15 protein-coding genes are annotated in these 16,531 nt (G+C 64.3%); 6 read left to right on the top strand and 9 right to left on the bottom strand.

The window, feature by feature from the left end; genetic code table 11:
- The first annotated feature begins 43 nt into the window (after window positions 1-43).
- Complete coding sequence (locus NKH42_RS09715) at window positions 44-952, top strand: hydrogen peroxide-inducible genes activator (RefSeq protein ID WP_352506880.1); 909 nt, start codon at window positions 44-46, stop codon at window positions 950-952.
- 65 nt (window positions 953-1,017) lie between these two features.
- Here NKH42_RS09715 and NKH42_RS09710 read toward each other — a convergent pair whose 3' ends face one another.
- Window positions 1,018-1,620 (bottom strand): cupin domain-containing protein, encoded by a 603-nt coding sequence (locus NKH42_RS09710; protein ID WP_352688499.1) that lies wholly within the window; start codon window positions 1,618-1,620, stop codon window positions 1,018-1,020.
- A 655-nt stretch (window positions 1,621-2,275) separates the two neighbouring features.
- On the opposite strand from NKH42_RS09710, the gene NKH42_RS09705 reads away from it, so the two are divergent.
- Together NKH42_RS09705 and NKH42_RS09695 are read left to right on the top strand one after the other, a co-directional pair.
- Entirely contained in the window at window positions 2,276-3,376 is a 1,101-nt protein-coding gene (locus NKH42_RS09705) for a coiled-coil domain-containing protein (RefSeq protein WP_352751561.1), read from the top strand.
- Window positions 3,377-4,120: 744 nt separating this feature from the next.
- A complete protein-coding gene (locus NKH42_RS09695; protein WP_352506916.1) occupies window positions 4,121-4,288 on the top strand; it encodes a hypothetical protein in 168 nt (55 codons plus the stop codon).
- A 26-nt stretch (window positions 4,289-4,314) separates the two neighbouring features.
- On the opposite strand, the gene NKH42_RS09690 is transcribed toward NKH42_RS09695, so the two are convergent.
- From NKH42_RS09690 to hisS, 6 genes are all read right to left on the bottom strand, one after another.
- Complete coding sequence (locus NKH42_RS09690) at window positions 4,315-5,418, bottom strand: calcium:cation antiporter (RefSeq protein WP_352688495.1); 1,104 nt, start codon at window positions 5,416-5,418, stop codon at window positions 4,315-4,317.
- A gap of 403 nt (window positions 5,419-5,821) precedes the next feature.
- On the bottom strand, window positions 5,822-6,025 hold the full coding sequence (locus tag NKH42_RS09685; protein WP_352688493.1) for a cysteine rich repeat-containing protein: 204 nt from the start codon (window positions 6,023-6,025) through the stop codon (window positions 5,822-5,824).
- A gap of 80 nt (window positions 6,026-6,105) precedes the next feature.
- Window positions 6,106-7,872 (bottom strand): AMP-binding protein, encoded by a 1,767-nt coding sequence (locus tag NKH42_RS09680; RefSeq protein ID WP_352751559.1) that lies wholly within the window; start codon window positions 7,870-7,872, stop codon window positions 6,106-6,108.
- A gap of 472 nt (window positions 7,873-8,344) precedes the next feature.
- Window positions 8,345-9,046: an ATP phosphoribosyltransferase gene (gene hisG / locus NKH42_RS09675; protein WP_352751558.1), complete on the bottom strand. Its 702-nt coding sequence runs from the start codon at window positions 9,044-9,046 to the stop codon at window positions 8,345-8,347.
- A complete protein-coding gene (locus NKH42_RS09670) occupies window positions 9,043-10,161 on the bottom strand; it encodes an ATP phosphoribosyltransferase regulatory subunit (protein ID WP_352751556.1) in 1,119 nt (372 codons plus the stop codon). Before NKH42_RS09670 ends, hisG begins: the two co-directional genes overlap by 4 nt.
- Window positions 10,162-10,339: 178 nt before the next feature.
- Window positions 10,340-11,902: a histidine--tRNA ligase gene (gene hisS, locus NKH42_RS09665; protein ID WP_352751554.1), complete on the bottom strand. Its 1,563-nt coding sequence runs from the start codon at window positions 11,900-11,902 to the stop codon at window positions 10,340-10,342.
- A gap of 227 nt (window positions 11,903-12,129) precedes the next feature.
- Here hisS and NKH42_RS09660 point away from each other — a divergent pair, with 227 nt between their 5' ends.
- Window positions 12,130-12,384 carry a hypothetical protein gene (locus NKH42_RS09660; protein ID WP_352506890.1) on the top strand — a complete coding sequence of 85 codons (255 nt, stop codon included), beginning with the start codon at window positions 12,130-12,132 and terminating at the stop codon, window positions 12,382-12,384.
- A gap of 4 nt (window positions 12,385-12,388) precedes the next feature.
- Here the strand turns inward: NKH42_RS09660 and NKH42_RS09655 are convergent, their stop codons facing one another.
- On the bottom strand, window positions 12,389-13,024 hold the full coding sequence (locus NKH42_RS09655) for a DNA-3-methyladenine glycosylase I (protein ID WP_352506891.1): 636 nt from the start codon (window positions 13,022-13,024) through the stop codon (window positions 12,389-12,391).
- A gap of 222 nt (window positions 13,025-13,246) precedes the next feature.
- Between NKH42_RS09655 and NKH42_RS09650 the strand changes: the two genes are divergently transcribed.
- Complete coding sequence (locus tag NKH42_RS09650) at window positions 13,247-13,981, top strand: L,D-transpeptidase (protein ID WP_352506892.1); 735 nt, start codon at window positions 13,247-13,249, stop codon at window positions 13,979-13,981.
- Window positions 13,982-14,248: 267 nt separating this feature from the next.
- Complete coding sequence (locus NKH42_RS09645; RefSeq protein WP_352506893.1) at window positions 14,249-15,169, top strand: bifunctional 5,10-methylenetetrahydrofolate dehydrogenase/5,10-methenyltetrahydrofolate cyclohydrolase; 921 nt, start codon at window positions 14,249-14,251, stop codon at window positions 15,167-15,169.
- Window positions 15,170-15,181: 12 nt separating this feature from the next.
- On the opposite strand, the gene glcF is transcribed toward NKH42_RS09645, so the two are convergent.
- Entirely contained in the window at window positions 15,182-16,513 is a 1,332-nt protein-coding gene (gene glcF / locus NKH42_RS09640) for a glycolate oxidase subunit GlcF (protein WP_352506894.1), read from the bottom strand.
- Window positions 16,514-16,531: the final 18 nt, after the last annotated feature.

The following is a 16,531-nucleotide window of genomic DNA, read 5'->3' as shown; positions in this document are numbered from 1 at the left end:
AAACACAAATTGCCTTTGCTGTTTATTCTGATAGGTTTTTCTTATGATCGGTTTGACCGTCCGGCAGATGCATTATTTCGAGGCGCTGGCGCAGACGCTGCATTTCGGCCGCGCCGCCAAGCTCGCTGGCGTCAGCCAGCCGGCGCTGTCTTCGCAGATCGCCGAGATGGAGCTGCGGCTCAATTGTCGTCTGTTCGAGCGCGGCGGCAAGGCGGTGCGGATGACGGACGAGGCGCAGGGCTTGCTGCCGCGCATCGAGCGCATCCTTGCCGACGTCCGCGACATCGAGGCGACGGCCCGGCGCGGCCGCCCGGCGCTGGAAGGCCGCTTCCGGCTCGGCATCATCCCGACGGTGGCGCCCTATCTGCTGCCGCATGTGCTGCCGGAGCTGAAACGGCATTTCCCGGCCTTACAGCTGGAACTGCGCGAGGCGGTTACCGCGTCGCTGGTCGACGACACCAGCTCGGGAAAGCTCGACGCCTTCGTCGCGGCACTGCCCATCGATTACCCGGGCCTGGTCACCGAAGAACTTTTCTCGGACCGGTTCTTCCTTGCCGTGCCGGCCGGCGACCCCGCCTTCGCCTCACCGCCGGTGCCGCCGGAAAGCCCCGCGCTGGAAAGGCTGATGCTGCTGGAGGAAGGCCATTGCCTGCGCGAACAGGCGCTCGCCGTCTGCGGCAGCGTGCGGCCGGTGGCGATGGCAAGCTACGGCGCGACCAGCCTGACGACGCTCTTACAGATGGTGGCGCACGGGCTCGGCGTCACGCTCATCCCGGAAATGGCGGCAGGGCCGGCGAGCGCCATGCGCGACCTGAAGATCGTGCCGTTCCAGGAGCCGATGCCGCAGCGCACGATCTGCCTCGCTTGGCGGCGCAACAAGGTGCGCCACGACGAATGCGTCGAACTGGCCAAGATCATCCGCGGGCTGGATGCGGCGGTGCTGGCGGCGTAGAGCGGCGGATGTTGGATCCGGTTAGCCCGAAGCGGACCCGCAGGCCCCCTTCGAAAGGGACGACTTCAACCTTTTTCCCAGGCTGCGAGCAACGGGCCTTTGCTTCCGTAGACAGGGTCCTTGCGCGGCCGGCCGACCCTGGGGATCGTGACGACCGCCCTGTCATGATCGGCAGCGGTCGTACACAGGTCATAGGTGCCGGATGGAGGATAGGCGCCGACGACCAGAAAATCGTCGGATGCGGAAAGACGCTGGTGCCCGGTGCCGGCCGGAAGCACCGCGACGTCGCCGGCCTTCAGCGACAGCGTTCGCCCCTTGCTGCCGCCAAAGCGGACCTTGGCCGTGCCGCGCGCAACGCCCAGCACCTCGTGGATGCGCGAATGGTAGTGGACGTAACCGTAGATGCCGTTGCGCCAGCTATCGCCCCAGCCATTTGCTTCGAAAAGCGCCTCCATGACGGCCGCCGGATCGAAGTCTTCGGGCAGCTTCACAGCGCCGCGATAGACGACAAGCGGCCAGAACGGATGGTTGGGCACCAGGCCATCATCGCTGAACCGAAACGCGTTTGGTTTGCGCGGCCTCAGGAGGTCGGCAACCTCTCGCCTGTCCGGTCTGGCGATACCAGTGACCTGCTCGACGGCTTTCTTCGTGGTTTGCAGAATGCTCATGGTGGGCCCTTGGGGTTGGTGGAAGCTTCATGCCGATTAACCGGTTGGATGGCGGTCGGTTCCGCTGGCGGCAGAGATCTGCGAACGGTGCGGCAGTCATGGACGGTGCTTGGCGTCGCGACAAGATCCAGCACGACGAGGTGTGGAACTGGCAACAAATATTCGTCGGTCGGAGGCGGCGGCATTGGAGGGCGAGATGCGCCGTACCGTGAAACGGAAAGTCTGGTGTGACCCGAAGTCGACCTTCGCAGCCTGAATGGCTGCTTTGCGCCGCATCACAGCCGTTGGGTAGAGAAGATGGTCATCCCAAAAAGCCGAAAGTTCCGTTTGTTCGAATGATGACAACTAAGGAAATTAGGAAACAGCCTTTGCGCGCAATTCCGTGCTTTGGCGTTGCCGAGGGTGCTTCACTAGCATTGATCTTTTTGGTGCGGCATCCACGGCGCCGCGGCGTGCAGTAAGTGGAGAATACAATAGCGGTGAGGGCTGCGATCGGTGAGGTTCAGTGATGAATCATGTGCAGAGTACCAGGTCAAAATGTCTCCGCTCTGACTTCACCTTTATTAAACGACGGCCCTTGATTTTACCTCACCAGATAAGCGGCAGGGGGCGTAACGGCGCGCCGTCCCTCATTCCGTTATGCCTCGTTCTACTGTTGGCATCTCCGGCAAATGGTCAGTTGGCGCCCGAAGCGCCAGCGGTTGCCATAGCTAACGACAGCTCGTCGGTCGTGGTTTCCGAACATACCAAGGTCGACAAAGAACCGTGCAAGCCACAACCGAGCGCGCTCGGATCCTGTCTATCTAGAGAGCTGGTGCTCAGCGAAACACAGGCACTCAAGGAGGGTGCGCAAACGCGCCTGGGCGAGCATGAAGTGGCTTTACGCCGCGAATTGGCCGCAGCACGAGCGGAGCTACTCGTCATGCAGCGCAGCATACGTGAGCTAAGCGCCCAAGCACACGTGCTGGCAGACACGGTGGCTCAGCAAGCACAAGCCCTAAAAGAGCAGCAGCGAACAGACGAAGCGCTCGCGCTCGATCTGGAGACGGCGCAGCGCGTTATCGAAAGCTACAGGGCTGAAGCCAGTCTCTGGAACAGCGAGAAGGCTGCCGCGCTTGGCGCGCACCCCTCTATGGAAGCCTCCCAGCTTGCTGCGAAGCGAGCGCTTGATGACGAGCGGCACAAGGTTGAGTTCCTGGAACAAGAACTTGCCACGGCTCGCCAAACTATCGATGCTCTTAAGACAGGCGCAAATCTGGCAGCCGTCGAGCAGGCCACCGCCATAAGGGACCGACAGGTGGCCGAGGCCGCTCTAAAGCAGGTTCGAGAAAGACTCGAACGGGGACGCGAACGAGCAGATTCAGCTGTACGTGACCTCGATATTGTTCGCCAGGAGCGCGATGCTTTAAAGCAGAATTCGGTAGCATTGAGTGCGGCGCTCGACCAAGAGCGTGAAAGGGCTATCGGCCTGGCCCGCAGCCTCAGTGCGGCGCGTGAGGCAATTGATACTGTCAAGGGTAAGCGTCGGACTGCGGCTGTGGAGCGCGCGCCGAAAACACGTACCCCCGCGAGTGCACTTGCAAGTAGGTTATCGCGTTCGGGCGCCAAACCAGCCCGTAAACCGGGCTTGCCGGAAAAACAGAGAGTGAAGGTCCAAAAGTCGCCGCAAACTGCTCTGCTGGCAACCATACCTCTTCCCGCAGCATTGCTTCCAACACGGCCATCAAAAAGCTCGAGCCGCGCGAGTGAAGACTAGTGAGCGAAAGCCGCAGGGGAGACGACTATGAACAAGTATGTCGCAGCTGCGTTGGTGATCGGGACTACAATTGGGCCTGCCTCGGCACTTGAAGCAGGCGTGGGCGGTAGCGCCGGCGGTGTCGGAGTCGGTGCTGGAGTGAGCGCCGGTTCGCAAGGCGTATCTGTCGGGGCGGGCACGAGCGTCGACGGCGTAGGCGGAGCAAATGTTGGAACTTCGGTCGGTGCAGATGACGGGTCAGTCGACGCAGGCGTTGGTGCCGGCGGCAACGTTGGTGACACAAGCACAAGTGCCAGTGTGGGCGACGATCCGTCCGCCGAAAACGAGGCGGCTACCGCACCCGACAGTTCGACTGCAGCGACGGCCCCTGCCTCTGCCAAGACGGCCAGGCAATCCATCGTCCTGCCACCCGTCCTCAGGCCTTCCAAAGCCGGTGAGGGTGACTCCACCAAGGGGTATCCGTTTGGACCTCTGGGGCCACTGACACCGAAACCCGGTACGCCGATTGCGGTCGTGCGAACCTGCCGCGCGGCGATCATGGCCGCTGCAACGCCGCTGGGCGCCGTCCGTGTCCACGCGGTAAGCGCAGGCGCCTTGCATCAACGTCGGGGTGCAATCACGGCGCCGATCGAGGTGCGAATAGACTACGCAAGAGAAGACGGCATCGAAGTCCGGCAGGCGCAAGTCAGTTGTCGCCTCGATGCGTCGGGCAGGGTCACTGCAATAATATAGCACCAAGCCTGATTGACGGGGCTGCACGTCGACAGAGGGACGATCCGCTTCGCCATCTACAAGGCGGCGTTCTTCGGCGGTGGCGCCGGAGGTGAGGGCACGCTGACCTTCATGATCGCCGCTATCCCATCTCGGCTCGGCGGCATTTCGGGCGACCTCGCCTTCGAGCTTCTAAACTAGTCTAGCCCATCTGCGCCTCCCACCCCTCACGGCACAAATATCAAAAACACCCAGGTAAAAAACACCACAAGGTGCACCAGCCCGGTCAGGAACGTCGTTCTCTCCGTGCTAAAGCTCACATTGCAGATGAAAAGCGCCAGGACCAAAAGCACCGTGTCGGTCGCCGGCAGCCCCAGGGTCAGCCCTCTTCCGGTGAGCAGGCTGGCGGCGGCTATGCCCGGTATTGTCAGGCCGATCGTCGCGCAGGCCGAACCCATGGCGACGTTCAGGCCGCGCTGCAGTTCGTTGCTGAGTGCGGCACGGACCGCCGAAATCGCCTCCGGCATCAACACCAGCCCGGCGATCATCGCGCCGACAATGGCGTCGGCCTGCGGCACCTCATAGGCAATGAGCGCATCTTCGACGCTTGCCGCGACTTGCTCGGCCAGCATGACAATGCCGATCAGCCCGATCAGCAGGAGAATAGCGCCGGCGGCGAGGCTTTCGTGAGCGTCGGTTCGCACTGTGGCGCCGTGTGCTTGTGCGTCGATGAAATCGTCGCGGTGGCGGACAGTCTGCGCGAACAGAAAACCGGCATACAGCAGCACTGACAGCACGCTGACGAAGCCAAGCTGCGCCGCCGAGAACGTGCCGGGATCGGTGGTTCGCGTGTAGGTCGGCAGAATGAGCGTCATGACGCTCAGCGCGACCAGAACCGCCAGATAGGCGCTTGTGCCTTGGCGCACGATTGCCTGCTTGCGATGGCGCCAGCCGCCAAACGTCAGGCACATGCCGACAACACCGGTGGAGGTGATCATCACCGTCGAGAACACGGATTCGCGTGCAAGCGTCGGGTTGTTCGCGCCGTGCAGCATGATGGAAACGATGATCGACACTTCGATTGCCGTCACGGCGATGGTCAGCACCAACGTGCCGTACGGCTCGCCTACCCGCCGGGCCACCGCCTCGGCGTGGTCGAGCACCACGAAAATGGTGATGAACATGATCGCGCTCGACAGCGCGCCGATAAATATCCTGGTGCCCAGCGACCCTTCGTCCACCGACACCCCGCTGACCCTGACCGCGACAGCCATCGCCAGCGCGGCCAACGGCATGCCGTAGGAAATCGCCGATCTTGCGAAACCACTCATTGTCACCGTTTTGCCTTCCCGCGAATCCCGTGGAAGGGCGATTTGCAACCACTGTTGCGCACCGCGACCATCCAGAGGAATCGCATATGACAGGTCATGACGAGCTCAATCGCAGCGTACCCCACCCTTCAAGGGGAAGGGCAATCGCATTTGGAGTCTTGCGAAAATGGACCCCCACCCTAACCCTCCCCACAAGGGGGAGGGAACGCTGCCGCGCGCCCTTGCTTTCCTTTTGGCGACGAAACGCAGGCAATTTGCAAAGGTCGGCGCCACCGAAAGTCCCCCTCCCCCTTGTGGGGAGGGTCAGGGGTGGGGGTCCTCTTCGCAAGAATCCTCCTGCCCCCGCACACCTCGCCTGTCCCCTGGTCCGAAACATCATGTCATCCGCAGGCAAGCTCACACGCTAGCCGGGCGTGTTGGCCTTGACGACCTTCGTGCATTCGGGCGTCAGCTCGCTCATGTGACCGGCCAGGCATTTGACGACGCGGCCACCGCCCGGCAGCACGCCTTTGCACAATCTCTGGTAATCTGCCTGGCAGGCCTCACGCTCGGCCGCCGTCTGCGCCAGCGCCGCGGTGGCTGCCAGCTGCGTTGCCAAGAAAAGCACCCCTAACCCAATCCGCATGGAACACCCCCCTCAATATGTTGTCCAAACAACGCCTCCGTCACGCGTAGACGCAAGCCTTCTCAAGCCGTCTTCTGCGTCACCAATCCCAGTTCGTCGATCATCGCCTGGCGCATCAGGAATTTCTGCGGCTTGCCGGTCACCGTCATCGGCAATTCGGTGCGGAAGCGGATGTAGCGCGGGATCTTGAAATGGGCGATCTGGCCGGCGCAGAAGGCCTTGATCTCCTGCTCGGTGGTGATCTGGCCGGGCTTCAGCACGATCCAGGCGCACAGCTCCTCGCCGTATTTCGGGTCGGGAATGCCGAACACCTGCACCTCCTTGATCTTGGGGTGGCGATAGAGGAATTCCTCGACCTCGCGCGGATAGACGTTCTCGCCGCCGCGGATGACCATGTCCTTGACCCGGCCGACGATGTTGCAATAGCCGTCTGCGTCGATGGTGGCGAGGTCGCCGGTGTGCATCCAGCCCTCCGCGTCGATGGCCTCGCGGGTCTTCTGCTCGTCGTCCCAATAGCCCTTCATCACCGAATAGCCCCGCGTGCAGAGCTCGCCCGGCGCGCCGACCGCGACGGTGGCGCCTTCGGCGTCGATGGCCTTGACCTCGACATGCGGATGGACGCGGCCGACGGTCGAGACGCGCTTTTCCAAGGGGTCGTCGACGCTGCTCTGGAACGACACCGGGCTGGTCTCGGTCATGCCGTAGGCAATGGTCACCTCAGCCATATGCATCAGCGACACCACCTTCTTCATCACCTCGATCGGGCATGGCGAGCCGGCCATGATGCCGGTACGCAGGCTGGTGAGATCGAAGGAGGCGAACTCCGGGTGGTCGAGCAGGCCGACGAACATGGTCGGCACGCCGTAAAGCGCGGTGCAGCGTTCCATTGCCACCGCCTTCAGCGTGGCGCCGGCATCGAACCCCTCGCTCGGGAAAACCATGGTCGCGCCCTTGGTGACGCAGCCCATCGTGCCCATCGACATGCCGAAGCAGTGGTAGAGCGGCACCGGGATGCACAGCAGGTCGTCGACGGTAAGCCGGATCGCCGCGGTGACGAAATTGCCGTTGTTGACGATGTTGTTGTGGGTCAGCGTCGCGCCCTTCGGCGCGCCGGTCGTGCCAGAAGTGAACTGGATATTGATGGCGTCGTCCGGTTTCAGCCCGTCGGAAATGCGGTCGAGCCGGTCATGCTCGTCGCGCCCGGCCATCGCCAGCACATCGGCGAAATTGAACATGCCCGGCGAACTCTCCTCGTCCATGCGGATGACGATCTTCAACGCCGGCAGCTTGCTGGCGTCGAGCTTGCCGGGGGTGGCCGTGGCGATCTCCGGCGCCAGCGTCTCGATCATGCCGAGATAGTCGGAACTCCTGAACTTGGCGGCGGTGACGAGCGCTCGGCAAGCCACCTTGTTCAAGGCATATTCCAGCTCGACCAGCCGGTAGGCCGGGTTGATGTTGACCAGGATCAGGCCGATGCGGGCAGTGGCGAATTGCGTCACCAGCCATTCCCAGCGGTTCGGCGACCAGATGCCGACGCGGTCGCCTTTCTCGAGGCCGAGCGCCAGGAAGCCGGCGGCCAGCGCATCGACGGTCTCCGAGAGTTCCTCCCAGGTAAAGCGCTTGTCCTGCTCGACGAAGACAGCGGCATCGAGCGTGCCGTATTTGCTGACCGTATCGGCAAACAGCGCCGGGATCGTCAGGTTGAGCAGCGGCACGCTGCGCTCGCCCGAGACATGCGCCGTGCCGTCGACCGGCGCAATGAACGAGCCGCCATCGCGCTTGCCGCGCAGGCTGGTGGCATTCTTCAACTCGTCGAGATTGATCGGCATCGCCGTGTCCTCCGCAGACCAGCCGAGCCTATCAGCCCGGCGGGGTGGTGGAAATCCCGTCGATGGTGGGGCTTGCGCTGGAACTCGCCTGTCAGGGCCGAAAACAAAAAACCCGCCTCGGCGGGCGGGTCTTCAGGGCCAATTGGCACCATAGCGAGATTAGTAGCATAGCTGCCGGCACAAAGCAAGAACAAAATTGCTGTGCTTTAGGGAAATCGCTTCGGCTTGGCGTCAGCGGCTTGGCGAAAGCCGAGGCGATATCCGATCTCCCCCCTTGCGGGGGAGATGCCCGGCAGGGCAGAGGGGGGTGTGAAGGATCGCCAAGTTCGACTTCAGCACCCCCAACCGGGAACGGATGAGGCTCCGATTGGCTGACAGGTCGGCGGGACAGCACCCCCCTCTGGCCTGCCGGCCATCTCCCCCGCAAGGAGGGAGATTGGCATCTTGGCCGACGGCGCCTGCTCCGCAATCGTCAACCCGAGTTCACCAACGCCATCCTGGCCGCAATATCGCGCAAGATCGCCTCGTCCGCCGCCGCGCGCGCCTTCCGCGACGCGACGAGACAGGCCTGCGAGCGCAGGATGAGACCGTCGGCCAGCACCTTGAGATGGTTGGCGCGCAGCGTCGAGCCTGACGTGGTGATGTCGACGACGATATCGGCCAATCCGGCCGCCGGCGCGCCTTCGGTGGCGCCCAGGCTTTCGACGATGCGATAGACCTGGATGCCGTGCTTTTGCGAAAAGAACTGCTGGGTCAGGCGCCAGTATTTGGTGGCGATCCTGAGCCGCCGGCCATGGCGCTGGCGGAAGTCGGCGGCGACGTCGTCGAGATCGGCCATCGTGTCGACATCGAGCCAGATGTCGGGCACGGCGACGACGACATCGGCATTGCCGAAACCGAGGCGGGCGATGATTTCGGCGCGCGCCTCGCAATCGGCAAGGTTTTCGCGCAGCAGATCCTCGCCGGTGATGCCGAGATCGACCGAGCCCTGGCCGATTTCGCCCGCGATCTCGGAGGCCGACAGGAACGCTATCTCGACGCCGTCCATGCCATCGATACGGGCGCGGTATTTGCGCTCATCGCCGGGCAGGCTGACGGCAAGCCCGGCCTTGGCCAGCACCTCCAGCGCCTGCTCCTTGAGCCGGCCCTTCGACGGCAGCGCCAGCGTGATCATGGCGCCTTCTCCCGGAGCGCCTCGATGCGGTCGAGCCAGACGGAAAAACCGACGCCGGGGATCGGCGTTTTTGCGCCGAGCAGCGTCAGCAGCCGGTCGTAGCGGCCACCACCGGCGAGCGGCCGGTCGCCGCCTTGCGCCGCGATCTCGAAGACCAGGCCCGTGTAGTAATCGAGCGGGCGGCCGAAGGCAGCGTCGTAGCGGATTTCAGACATCGGCAGGCCGAGGCTTTCGATGGCCGCGGCGCGGGCGGCAAAATTCTCCAGCGCGGCGCCCAGCGAAAGGCCGGCATCGGCGGCAAAGCTTTCGAGCGCTCCGGCGGCGCTGTCGAGCGGCACGTCGATCGCCAGAAACCCCTTCAGCGCCGCAAATGCCTCGTTCGACAGCCGCACGCTGCGCAATTCGGCCTTCTCGACCAGGCGCCGCGCGATTTCGGAGGGCGAACGCCCGGCCGTTGCCGACAGGCCGGCCTCTTCCATGCCGCCGGCGATATGCGCCGAAAGAGCGTCCAGATCGCCATCAAGGACAAGGGCGGCGACCGCGCCGGCGAGCTGGCTGTTGCGCGGCGGATTGGCGAGGTCGGCAAGGGCTGCCTCCAGCATCGCCGCCGAGCCGAAGGCGCGCGCCAGCCGCATGCGCCAGCCGCGCGGCAGGCCGAGTGCTGCCAGCACCGCCTCGAAAATGGTCTGGTCGCCGAGCGTGACCACCAGCTCGCGGCCGGGCAGCACCAGCGAGAGCAGCGCATGCGCATCGGCCAGCGAGCGGGCGTCGGCGGCGGCCGTGTCGCGGTCGCCGAGGTCCTCGATACCGGCCTGGAAGAATTCGTTGCCGCCCTCGCGGCGCTGGCGAAACACCTCGCCGAGATAGGAATAGCGGCGCGGCGTGCCGGCCTGGCTGGCAATGTGGTCGAGGCAGACCGGAATGGTGAATTCCGGCCGCAGGCAAAGCGTCTGCCCGGTCTCGCTCTCAGTGAGAAAGATGCGACGCCGCAAATCCTCGCCGGCCATGTCGAGGAACGGGTCGGCCGGCTGAAGCACGGCGACTTCGACCGCATGGGTGTTGCGCGCGGCGAAGAGCGTCGCGATGTCGGATGCGATGGCGGGGCGGGAGGTCATTGATCGGTTGGGCGCGAGGCACCCCCCTCTGTCCTGCCGGACATCTCCCCCGCAAGGGGGGAGATCGGCAGCTTGGGCCCCGGCACCTTTTCTCCAACGCCGGAGATTGGCGAAAGCAGGCGCGACATCCAATCTCCCCCCTTGCGGGGGAGATGGCCGGCAGGCCAGAGGGGGGTGTTCACGCGCCACCCTTCGCGCGGTCAGCCGCCTGCGCCGCAAGTATCTTCTTCACTTCGGCAACCAGCTCACTCTCCGCCACCGTCACCTGCGCCGGCCGTGCGGCGCGCCATTCGGCGTTATCGGCGATCTCGGCCGACATGCGGGCGCCCTCAATCAGGTCCTTGATCTGCACCTCGCCCTTGGCGCGCTCGTCGCCGCCCTGGATGACAGCGACGGGGCTGCCGCGGCGGTCGGCGTATTTCAGCTGCGCCTTCATGCCGGCGCCGCCGAGATACATTTCCGAGCGGATGCCGGCGGCGCGCAGCTCGGCCACCATCTTCTGGTAGCGGCCGAGGCTTTCCGTATCCTTGTCCATGGTGAGCACGACGACCGGCGCGATGACATCGGAAATATCGAGCTTGCCCAGGTTCTTCAGCGCCGTCATCAGCCGTGAGACGCCGATGGAAAAACCTGTCGCCGGCACCGGCTCGCCGCGAAAGCGCGAGACGAGACCGTCATAACGGCCGCCGCCGCCAACCGAACCGAAGCGCACGATCTGGCCGTCCTCATTGGGGATCTCGGCCAGCAGCTCGGCCTCGTAGACCGGGCCGGTGTAATATTCGAGGCCACGCACGACGGAGGGGTCGATGCGGATGCGATCCTCACCGTAGCCGCTTTGTGCGACCATGGTTCTTATCTGCTCCAACTCTGCAAGACCCTCAACAAACGAGGCGTTCGTGATGCCCAGATGTTCGAGTTTCCTTTCCTCGATAAGATTGCTGACACCGGGGTTGATGGATCCCAGTGTCTGGATAATTTTTTCGGGATCATGCTGCGCCATGACTGTGAAATAGCTGATGACAACGTCGATTTGCGCATTGTCCAGCCCGGCGCCTTTGGTGAAATCACCGCTCTCGTCCTTGCGCCCGGCGCCCAAAAGCAGGCGCACGCCCGCGACGCCAAGCTTGTCCAGCTTGTCGATGGCCCGCAGCACGGTCAGCCGGCGGCCCGCATTCTCGTCGCCGCCGAGGCCGATGGCCTCCAGCACGCCGTCGAGCACTTTTCGGTCGTTGACGCGGATGACGTAATCGCCGCGCTTGATGCCGAGCGCCTCCATCACGTCGGCCATCATCATCGCCATCTCGGCGTCGGCGGCGACGCCCGGCGTGCCGACCGTGTCGGCATCGAACTGCATGAACTGGCGGAAGCGGCCGGGCCCGGGCTTCTCGTTGCGAAACACCCAGCCGGAGCGATAGCTGCGATAGGGTTTCGGCAGACGCTCGTAATTCTCGGCGACGAAGCGCGCCATCGGCGCGGTCAGGTCGTAGCGCAGCGACAGCCACTGGTCGTCGTCGTCCTGGAACGAGAACACGCCCTCGTTCGGCCGGTCCTGGTCGGGCAGGAACTTTCCAAGCGCATCGGTGTATTCGATGAGCGGCTGGTCGACCGGCTCGAAACCGTAGAGCTCGAAGACCGAGCGGATCGTCGCCATCATCTTCTCGACAGCGCGCAGGTCGTCGGCGCCGCGGTCGACAAAGCCGCGCGGCAGCCGCGCTTTCATCTTTTCGGATTTGTCGGCCATGGGATGGGTACTCGGTGTTTCGTGGCGCTTCGGGGATCGGTTAAATAACCGATTTCCACGGCGCCGGTGTCCTAACCGATGCAGCCGGGAGCGGCAAGGGTTTGCGCTTCTCCTTCCCCCTTGTGGGAGAAGGCAAGAAAAAGAAGCTGAAACAATTACGCCATGCGCGCGGCATCGTGCCGACACAATCCGGGCCGATAAGCGCGCCGAAACAACGGGTTCGGGCCATGGCCACGCTACAGAAGTTCGACATCATCGATAGCGGCGCACGCGACGCTTCGGTCCGGTTGCGGCCGGCCGATGGCCATGCGCCGAAGGCGACGAAGCAAATCGCGGGACCGTTCGAGATCGCGGCGCAACAGCGCAACGGGCCGACCATGCGCGACGTTCTGATGACCGGCCTGCTGGTGATCTATCCGGTGTTCGCCGCGCTGGCGGCCATCCTCGCCGGGTTTTTCCTCGCCGGCGCCGGCGGCGCCTGAGCCGCTATTTCGGCCGCTTGAAGGCTTTCCGCTCCGCCTCGACCGGCTCGCGGCAGACGCAGCCCTCGAGATGGTCGTTGACCAGCCCCATCGCCTGCATGAAGGCGTAGACGGTGGTCGGGCCGACAAAGCTCCAGCCGCGCTTCTTCAGTTCTTTCGAAATGCGGACCGAGACGGCCGTCGTCGGGTTGGCGCGCAGATGGGCGAGATCGACGATCTCGGGCCGCTCGTCCGGTCCTGGCTCGAACTTCCAGAACCATGCCGCCAGCGAGCCGGCCTCGTCGATGAGCTCGCGGGCGCGTTTGGCGTTGTTGATGGTCGACACGATCTTGCCGCGATGGCGGATGATGCCGGCATTGCCGAGCAGGCGCTCGACATCGGCGTCGGTGAAGGCGGCGATCTTGTCGACATCGAAGCCGGCGAAGGCCTCGCGAAAATTGTCGCGCTTGCGCAATATGGTCAGCCAGGACAGGCCCGACTGGAAACCCTCGAGGCAGATCTTCTCGAACAGCCGGCGGTCGTCGGCGACCGGCCGGCCCCATTCGTGGTCGTGGTAGTGCAGATAATCCGGCAGGTTGCCGTGCCAGAAGCAGCGGGCGACGCCGTCGGGACCGGCAAGCAGACCTGTCTTTTCGTCCATGGCGGAATTCCGTTCTTGTCCTGGCGTTAACGCGTTTTGACGCGGCCTTTACCGTGGCTTTACCAGATTCCTGAACCGGGCGGTAACCACACCAAAAGCTTTACTGACAGATCGGCATTTTACGCATTCCGATTCATGTTTCGGTGGCCGCTTCGCGCTCATTGTCGGCGAAATCGGGGAGGCTTTGCACCCCGGCATGTTCGACGATCAAGGTGCGTTGCGATGAAGACATTCTTGTTCCCACTGTTCGGCGCCGCCGCCGTGCTTGCCGCCGGTGCCGCCAATGCCAACGACCGCTATGCCGAGAGGCCGCCGGTGGTGGTCAGTCCCGACCTTTCGGCGCCCTGGGTGCTGCAGCTCGGCCATGCCCCGGGCACCGTGCGGCAGAGCCGGCAAGAGGCGCAGCCGCAACGGCGCTATCGGCGCCAGGCCGAACCCGATCAGCTGCGCACCGCAGCGGTGCAGGCACCGGCCAAGCGCATGATCATGCGGCCGCAGATCGACCCGATCTATCTGCCGCAGGAAGTCGCCTATGACGGCCCGCAGAAGCCGGGCACGATCGTCATCGATACGCGAGAGAATTTCCTCTATCTGGTCGAGAAGAACGGCAAGGCGCGGCGTTATGGCGTCGGCACCGGCAAGCCGGGCTTCGAATGGTCCGGCACCCACAAGATCACCAACAAGCGCGTCTGGCCGGACTGGCGGCCGCCGGCGGTGATGATCGCCCGCGAGGCCGCCAAGGGCCGTTATCTGCCGACCTATCTCGCCGGCGGCATGGAAAACCCGCTCGGCGCACGCGCGCTCTATCTCGGCTCGACCGAGTACCGTATCCACGGCACCAATCAGCCCTGGACGATCGGCGGCGCGGTGTCGTCGGGCTGCATCCGCATGCGCAACGAGGACGTGGTCGACCTTTACGAGCGGGTCAATGTTGGCACGACGGTTGTAGTGATGTAATCTGCGGTTGACCTCACCGATGATTCTGCTCAGAAGCCTCGGGAGTATTGAATAACGGGGGACGGGCCGTGTGGGGATGCGGCCAGTCACGAAAGGGCAGCGCGGCAAGCCGTGCTGCCCTTTTTGTTTCCGCCAACGCCAGCAAGAATTGACGGGAAGATTTCGCCGGCACGTCGCGCGACGGGCATGGCGGTTCGTTTTTCGCACTGCCTGTTCGCGGTTGCTTTGCTATGTGGCGGCTAAGTTCCAGACAAAGGCCCTATCTCGATGACCCTCTCCGACGACAGCCGCTATCTCCGAGGCGGCCCGGTTGCCCAACGCATCATCGCCGGCGTGCGCGAGGACGCGGCGATCGCCACCGCCGAAGGCTTTCCGCCCAAGCTGGTGTCGATCACCGTCGGCGACACGGCGGCGGTCGACGTCTATGTCCGCAACCAGCGCGCCAAGGCGGGGCTTGCCGGCATCGGCTTCGAGGAAAGGCGCTTTCGCGCCGACATCACTGCCGGCGAACTCGAAGCGGCGATCCACGGCCTCAACGCCGACCCGCGCGTCACCGGCATCATCATCCAGCGACCGGTGCCGGTGCACATCCCGATCAAGACGCTGCAGGCGGCGGTGCATCCGCTCAAGGACGTCGAAGGCATGCATCCGGCCTCGATCGGCAACATCGTCTACAACCAGCTCGATCTGGCGCCCTGCACGGCGGCTGCCTCGGTCGAACTGCTCAAGGAAACCGGCCTCGACCTGAAGGGGCTCGAAGTGGTGGTCGTCGGCCATTCCGAGATCGTCGGCAAGCCGATCGCTTTCCTTTTGATGAGCGAAGGCGCGACGGTGACGGTCTGCCATCACATGACGCGCTCGGTGGCGGCACACGCACGCCGCGCCGACGCGCTGTTCGTCGCCGTGGGCAAGCCGCGGCTGATCAAGGCCGATATGGTCAAGCCGGGTGCGGCCGTCATCGATATCGGCATCAATTCGGAGATCGGGCCAGACGGCGAGAGCCGCATCGTCGGCGACGTCGATGCCGAGAGCGTTAGGCATGTCGCGTCGTGGATCACGCCGGTGCCTGGCGGCGTCGGCCCGATCACCGTGGCGATCCTGCTGCGCAACACCATGGTGGCGCTCAGCCGCCAGCGCGCGCGCTACCAGGCAACCTACGGCACGGCGGACAGACTGGCGGCCGAGTAGACGACTGGCGGATCACTGGGCCGCGATAGCCGCCCTCTCTTCGCGAACGCCTTCGGGCTTCGGCCCGCCATAGGCCCAGTCGAGCAGCTTTATCGTATGGACCACCGGCAGCTTCGCGGCAGAGGCGATCTGGGTGATGCAGCCGATATTGCCGGTGGCGACGATTTCAGCGCCGGTCGCCTCGATATTCCTGACCTTGCGGTCGCGCAGCGTCGCCGAAATCCCGGGCTGCAGGATGTTGTAGGTGCCGGCCGAACCGCAGCAGAGATGCCCTTCGCGCGGCTCGCGCACGACGAACCCGGCTTTGGCCAGAAGCTCCTTCGGCTGGCGGGTGATCTTCTGGCCGTGCTGCATCGAGCAGGCGGAGTGATAGGCGACGACGGTGCCCGGCTTGCGCACCGGCTCGGGCAGGTCGAGGCTCACGAGGTATTCGGTGATGTCCTTGGCCAGCGCCGAGACGCGCGCCGCCTTGCCGGCATAGGCCGGATCGAGGCGCATCATGAAGCCATAATCCTTGATCGTGGTGCCACAGCCTGACGCGGTGATGACGATGGCATCGAGCCCGCCTTGCTCGATGGCGCGCGTCCAGGCGTCGACATTCTGCCTGGCCGACGCCAGGGCAGCCGCCTCGCGGCCCATGTGATGCACCAGCGCGCCGCAGCAGCCCTCGCCCTCGGGCACCACGACCTCAACGCCAAGCCGGGTCAGCAGCGAAATCGTCGTGTCGTTGATGCCGGGATCGAGCACGGATTGCGCGCAGCCGGTGAGGATGGCGACGCGGCCATTTTTCTTCGCGCCCTGCCCGGCATGGACGCCCGGCGAGGCCATCGGCGAGACTGCCGGGACCGACGCGGGTGCGAGCTTGAGCATAGCGCCCAGAGGCCTCAAGGCCTGGATTTTCTCAAACAGGCCGGCGAATGGCTGGCCGAGCTTCGCCAGCTTGAGCGCCGCGCGGAAACGCGAGGGATAGGGCAGCACGAAGGCCAGCATGGCGCGGGTCAGACGATCGGCCAGGGGACGCTTGTAGGTCTCCTCGATGTGGGCGCGGGCGTGGTCGACCAGATGCATGTAGTTGACGCCCGACGGACAGGTGGTCATGCAGGCGAGGCAGGACAGGCAGCGGTCGATATGGGTGACGATCTCCTTGTCGGCCGGCCGGCCATTTTCCAGCATGTCCTTGATCAGGTAAATCCGGCCGCGCGGCGAATCCAGCTCGTTGCCGAGCGTCACATAGGTCGGGCAGGTGGCGGTGCAGAAGCCGCAATGTACGCATTTGCGCAGGATCTTCTCCGATTCCGCGACATGCGGATCGGCGAGCTGGGCAGCTGAGAAATTGGTCTGCACGTAAACAAATCCTTACCG

This window comes from Mesorhizobium sp. M1142, from assembly GCF_040318565.1.
Lineage (GTDB): Bacteria > Pseudomonadota > Alphaproteobacteria > Rhizobiales > Rhizobiaceae > Mesorhizobium.
The sequence above is the reverse complement of the archived record's forward strand: the minus strand, read 5'-3'. Positions and strand labels throughout refer to the sequence as shown.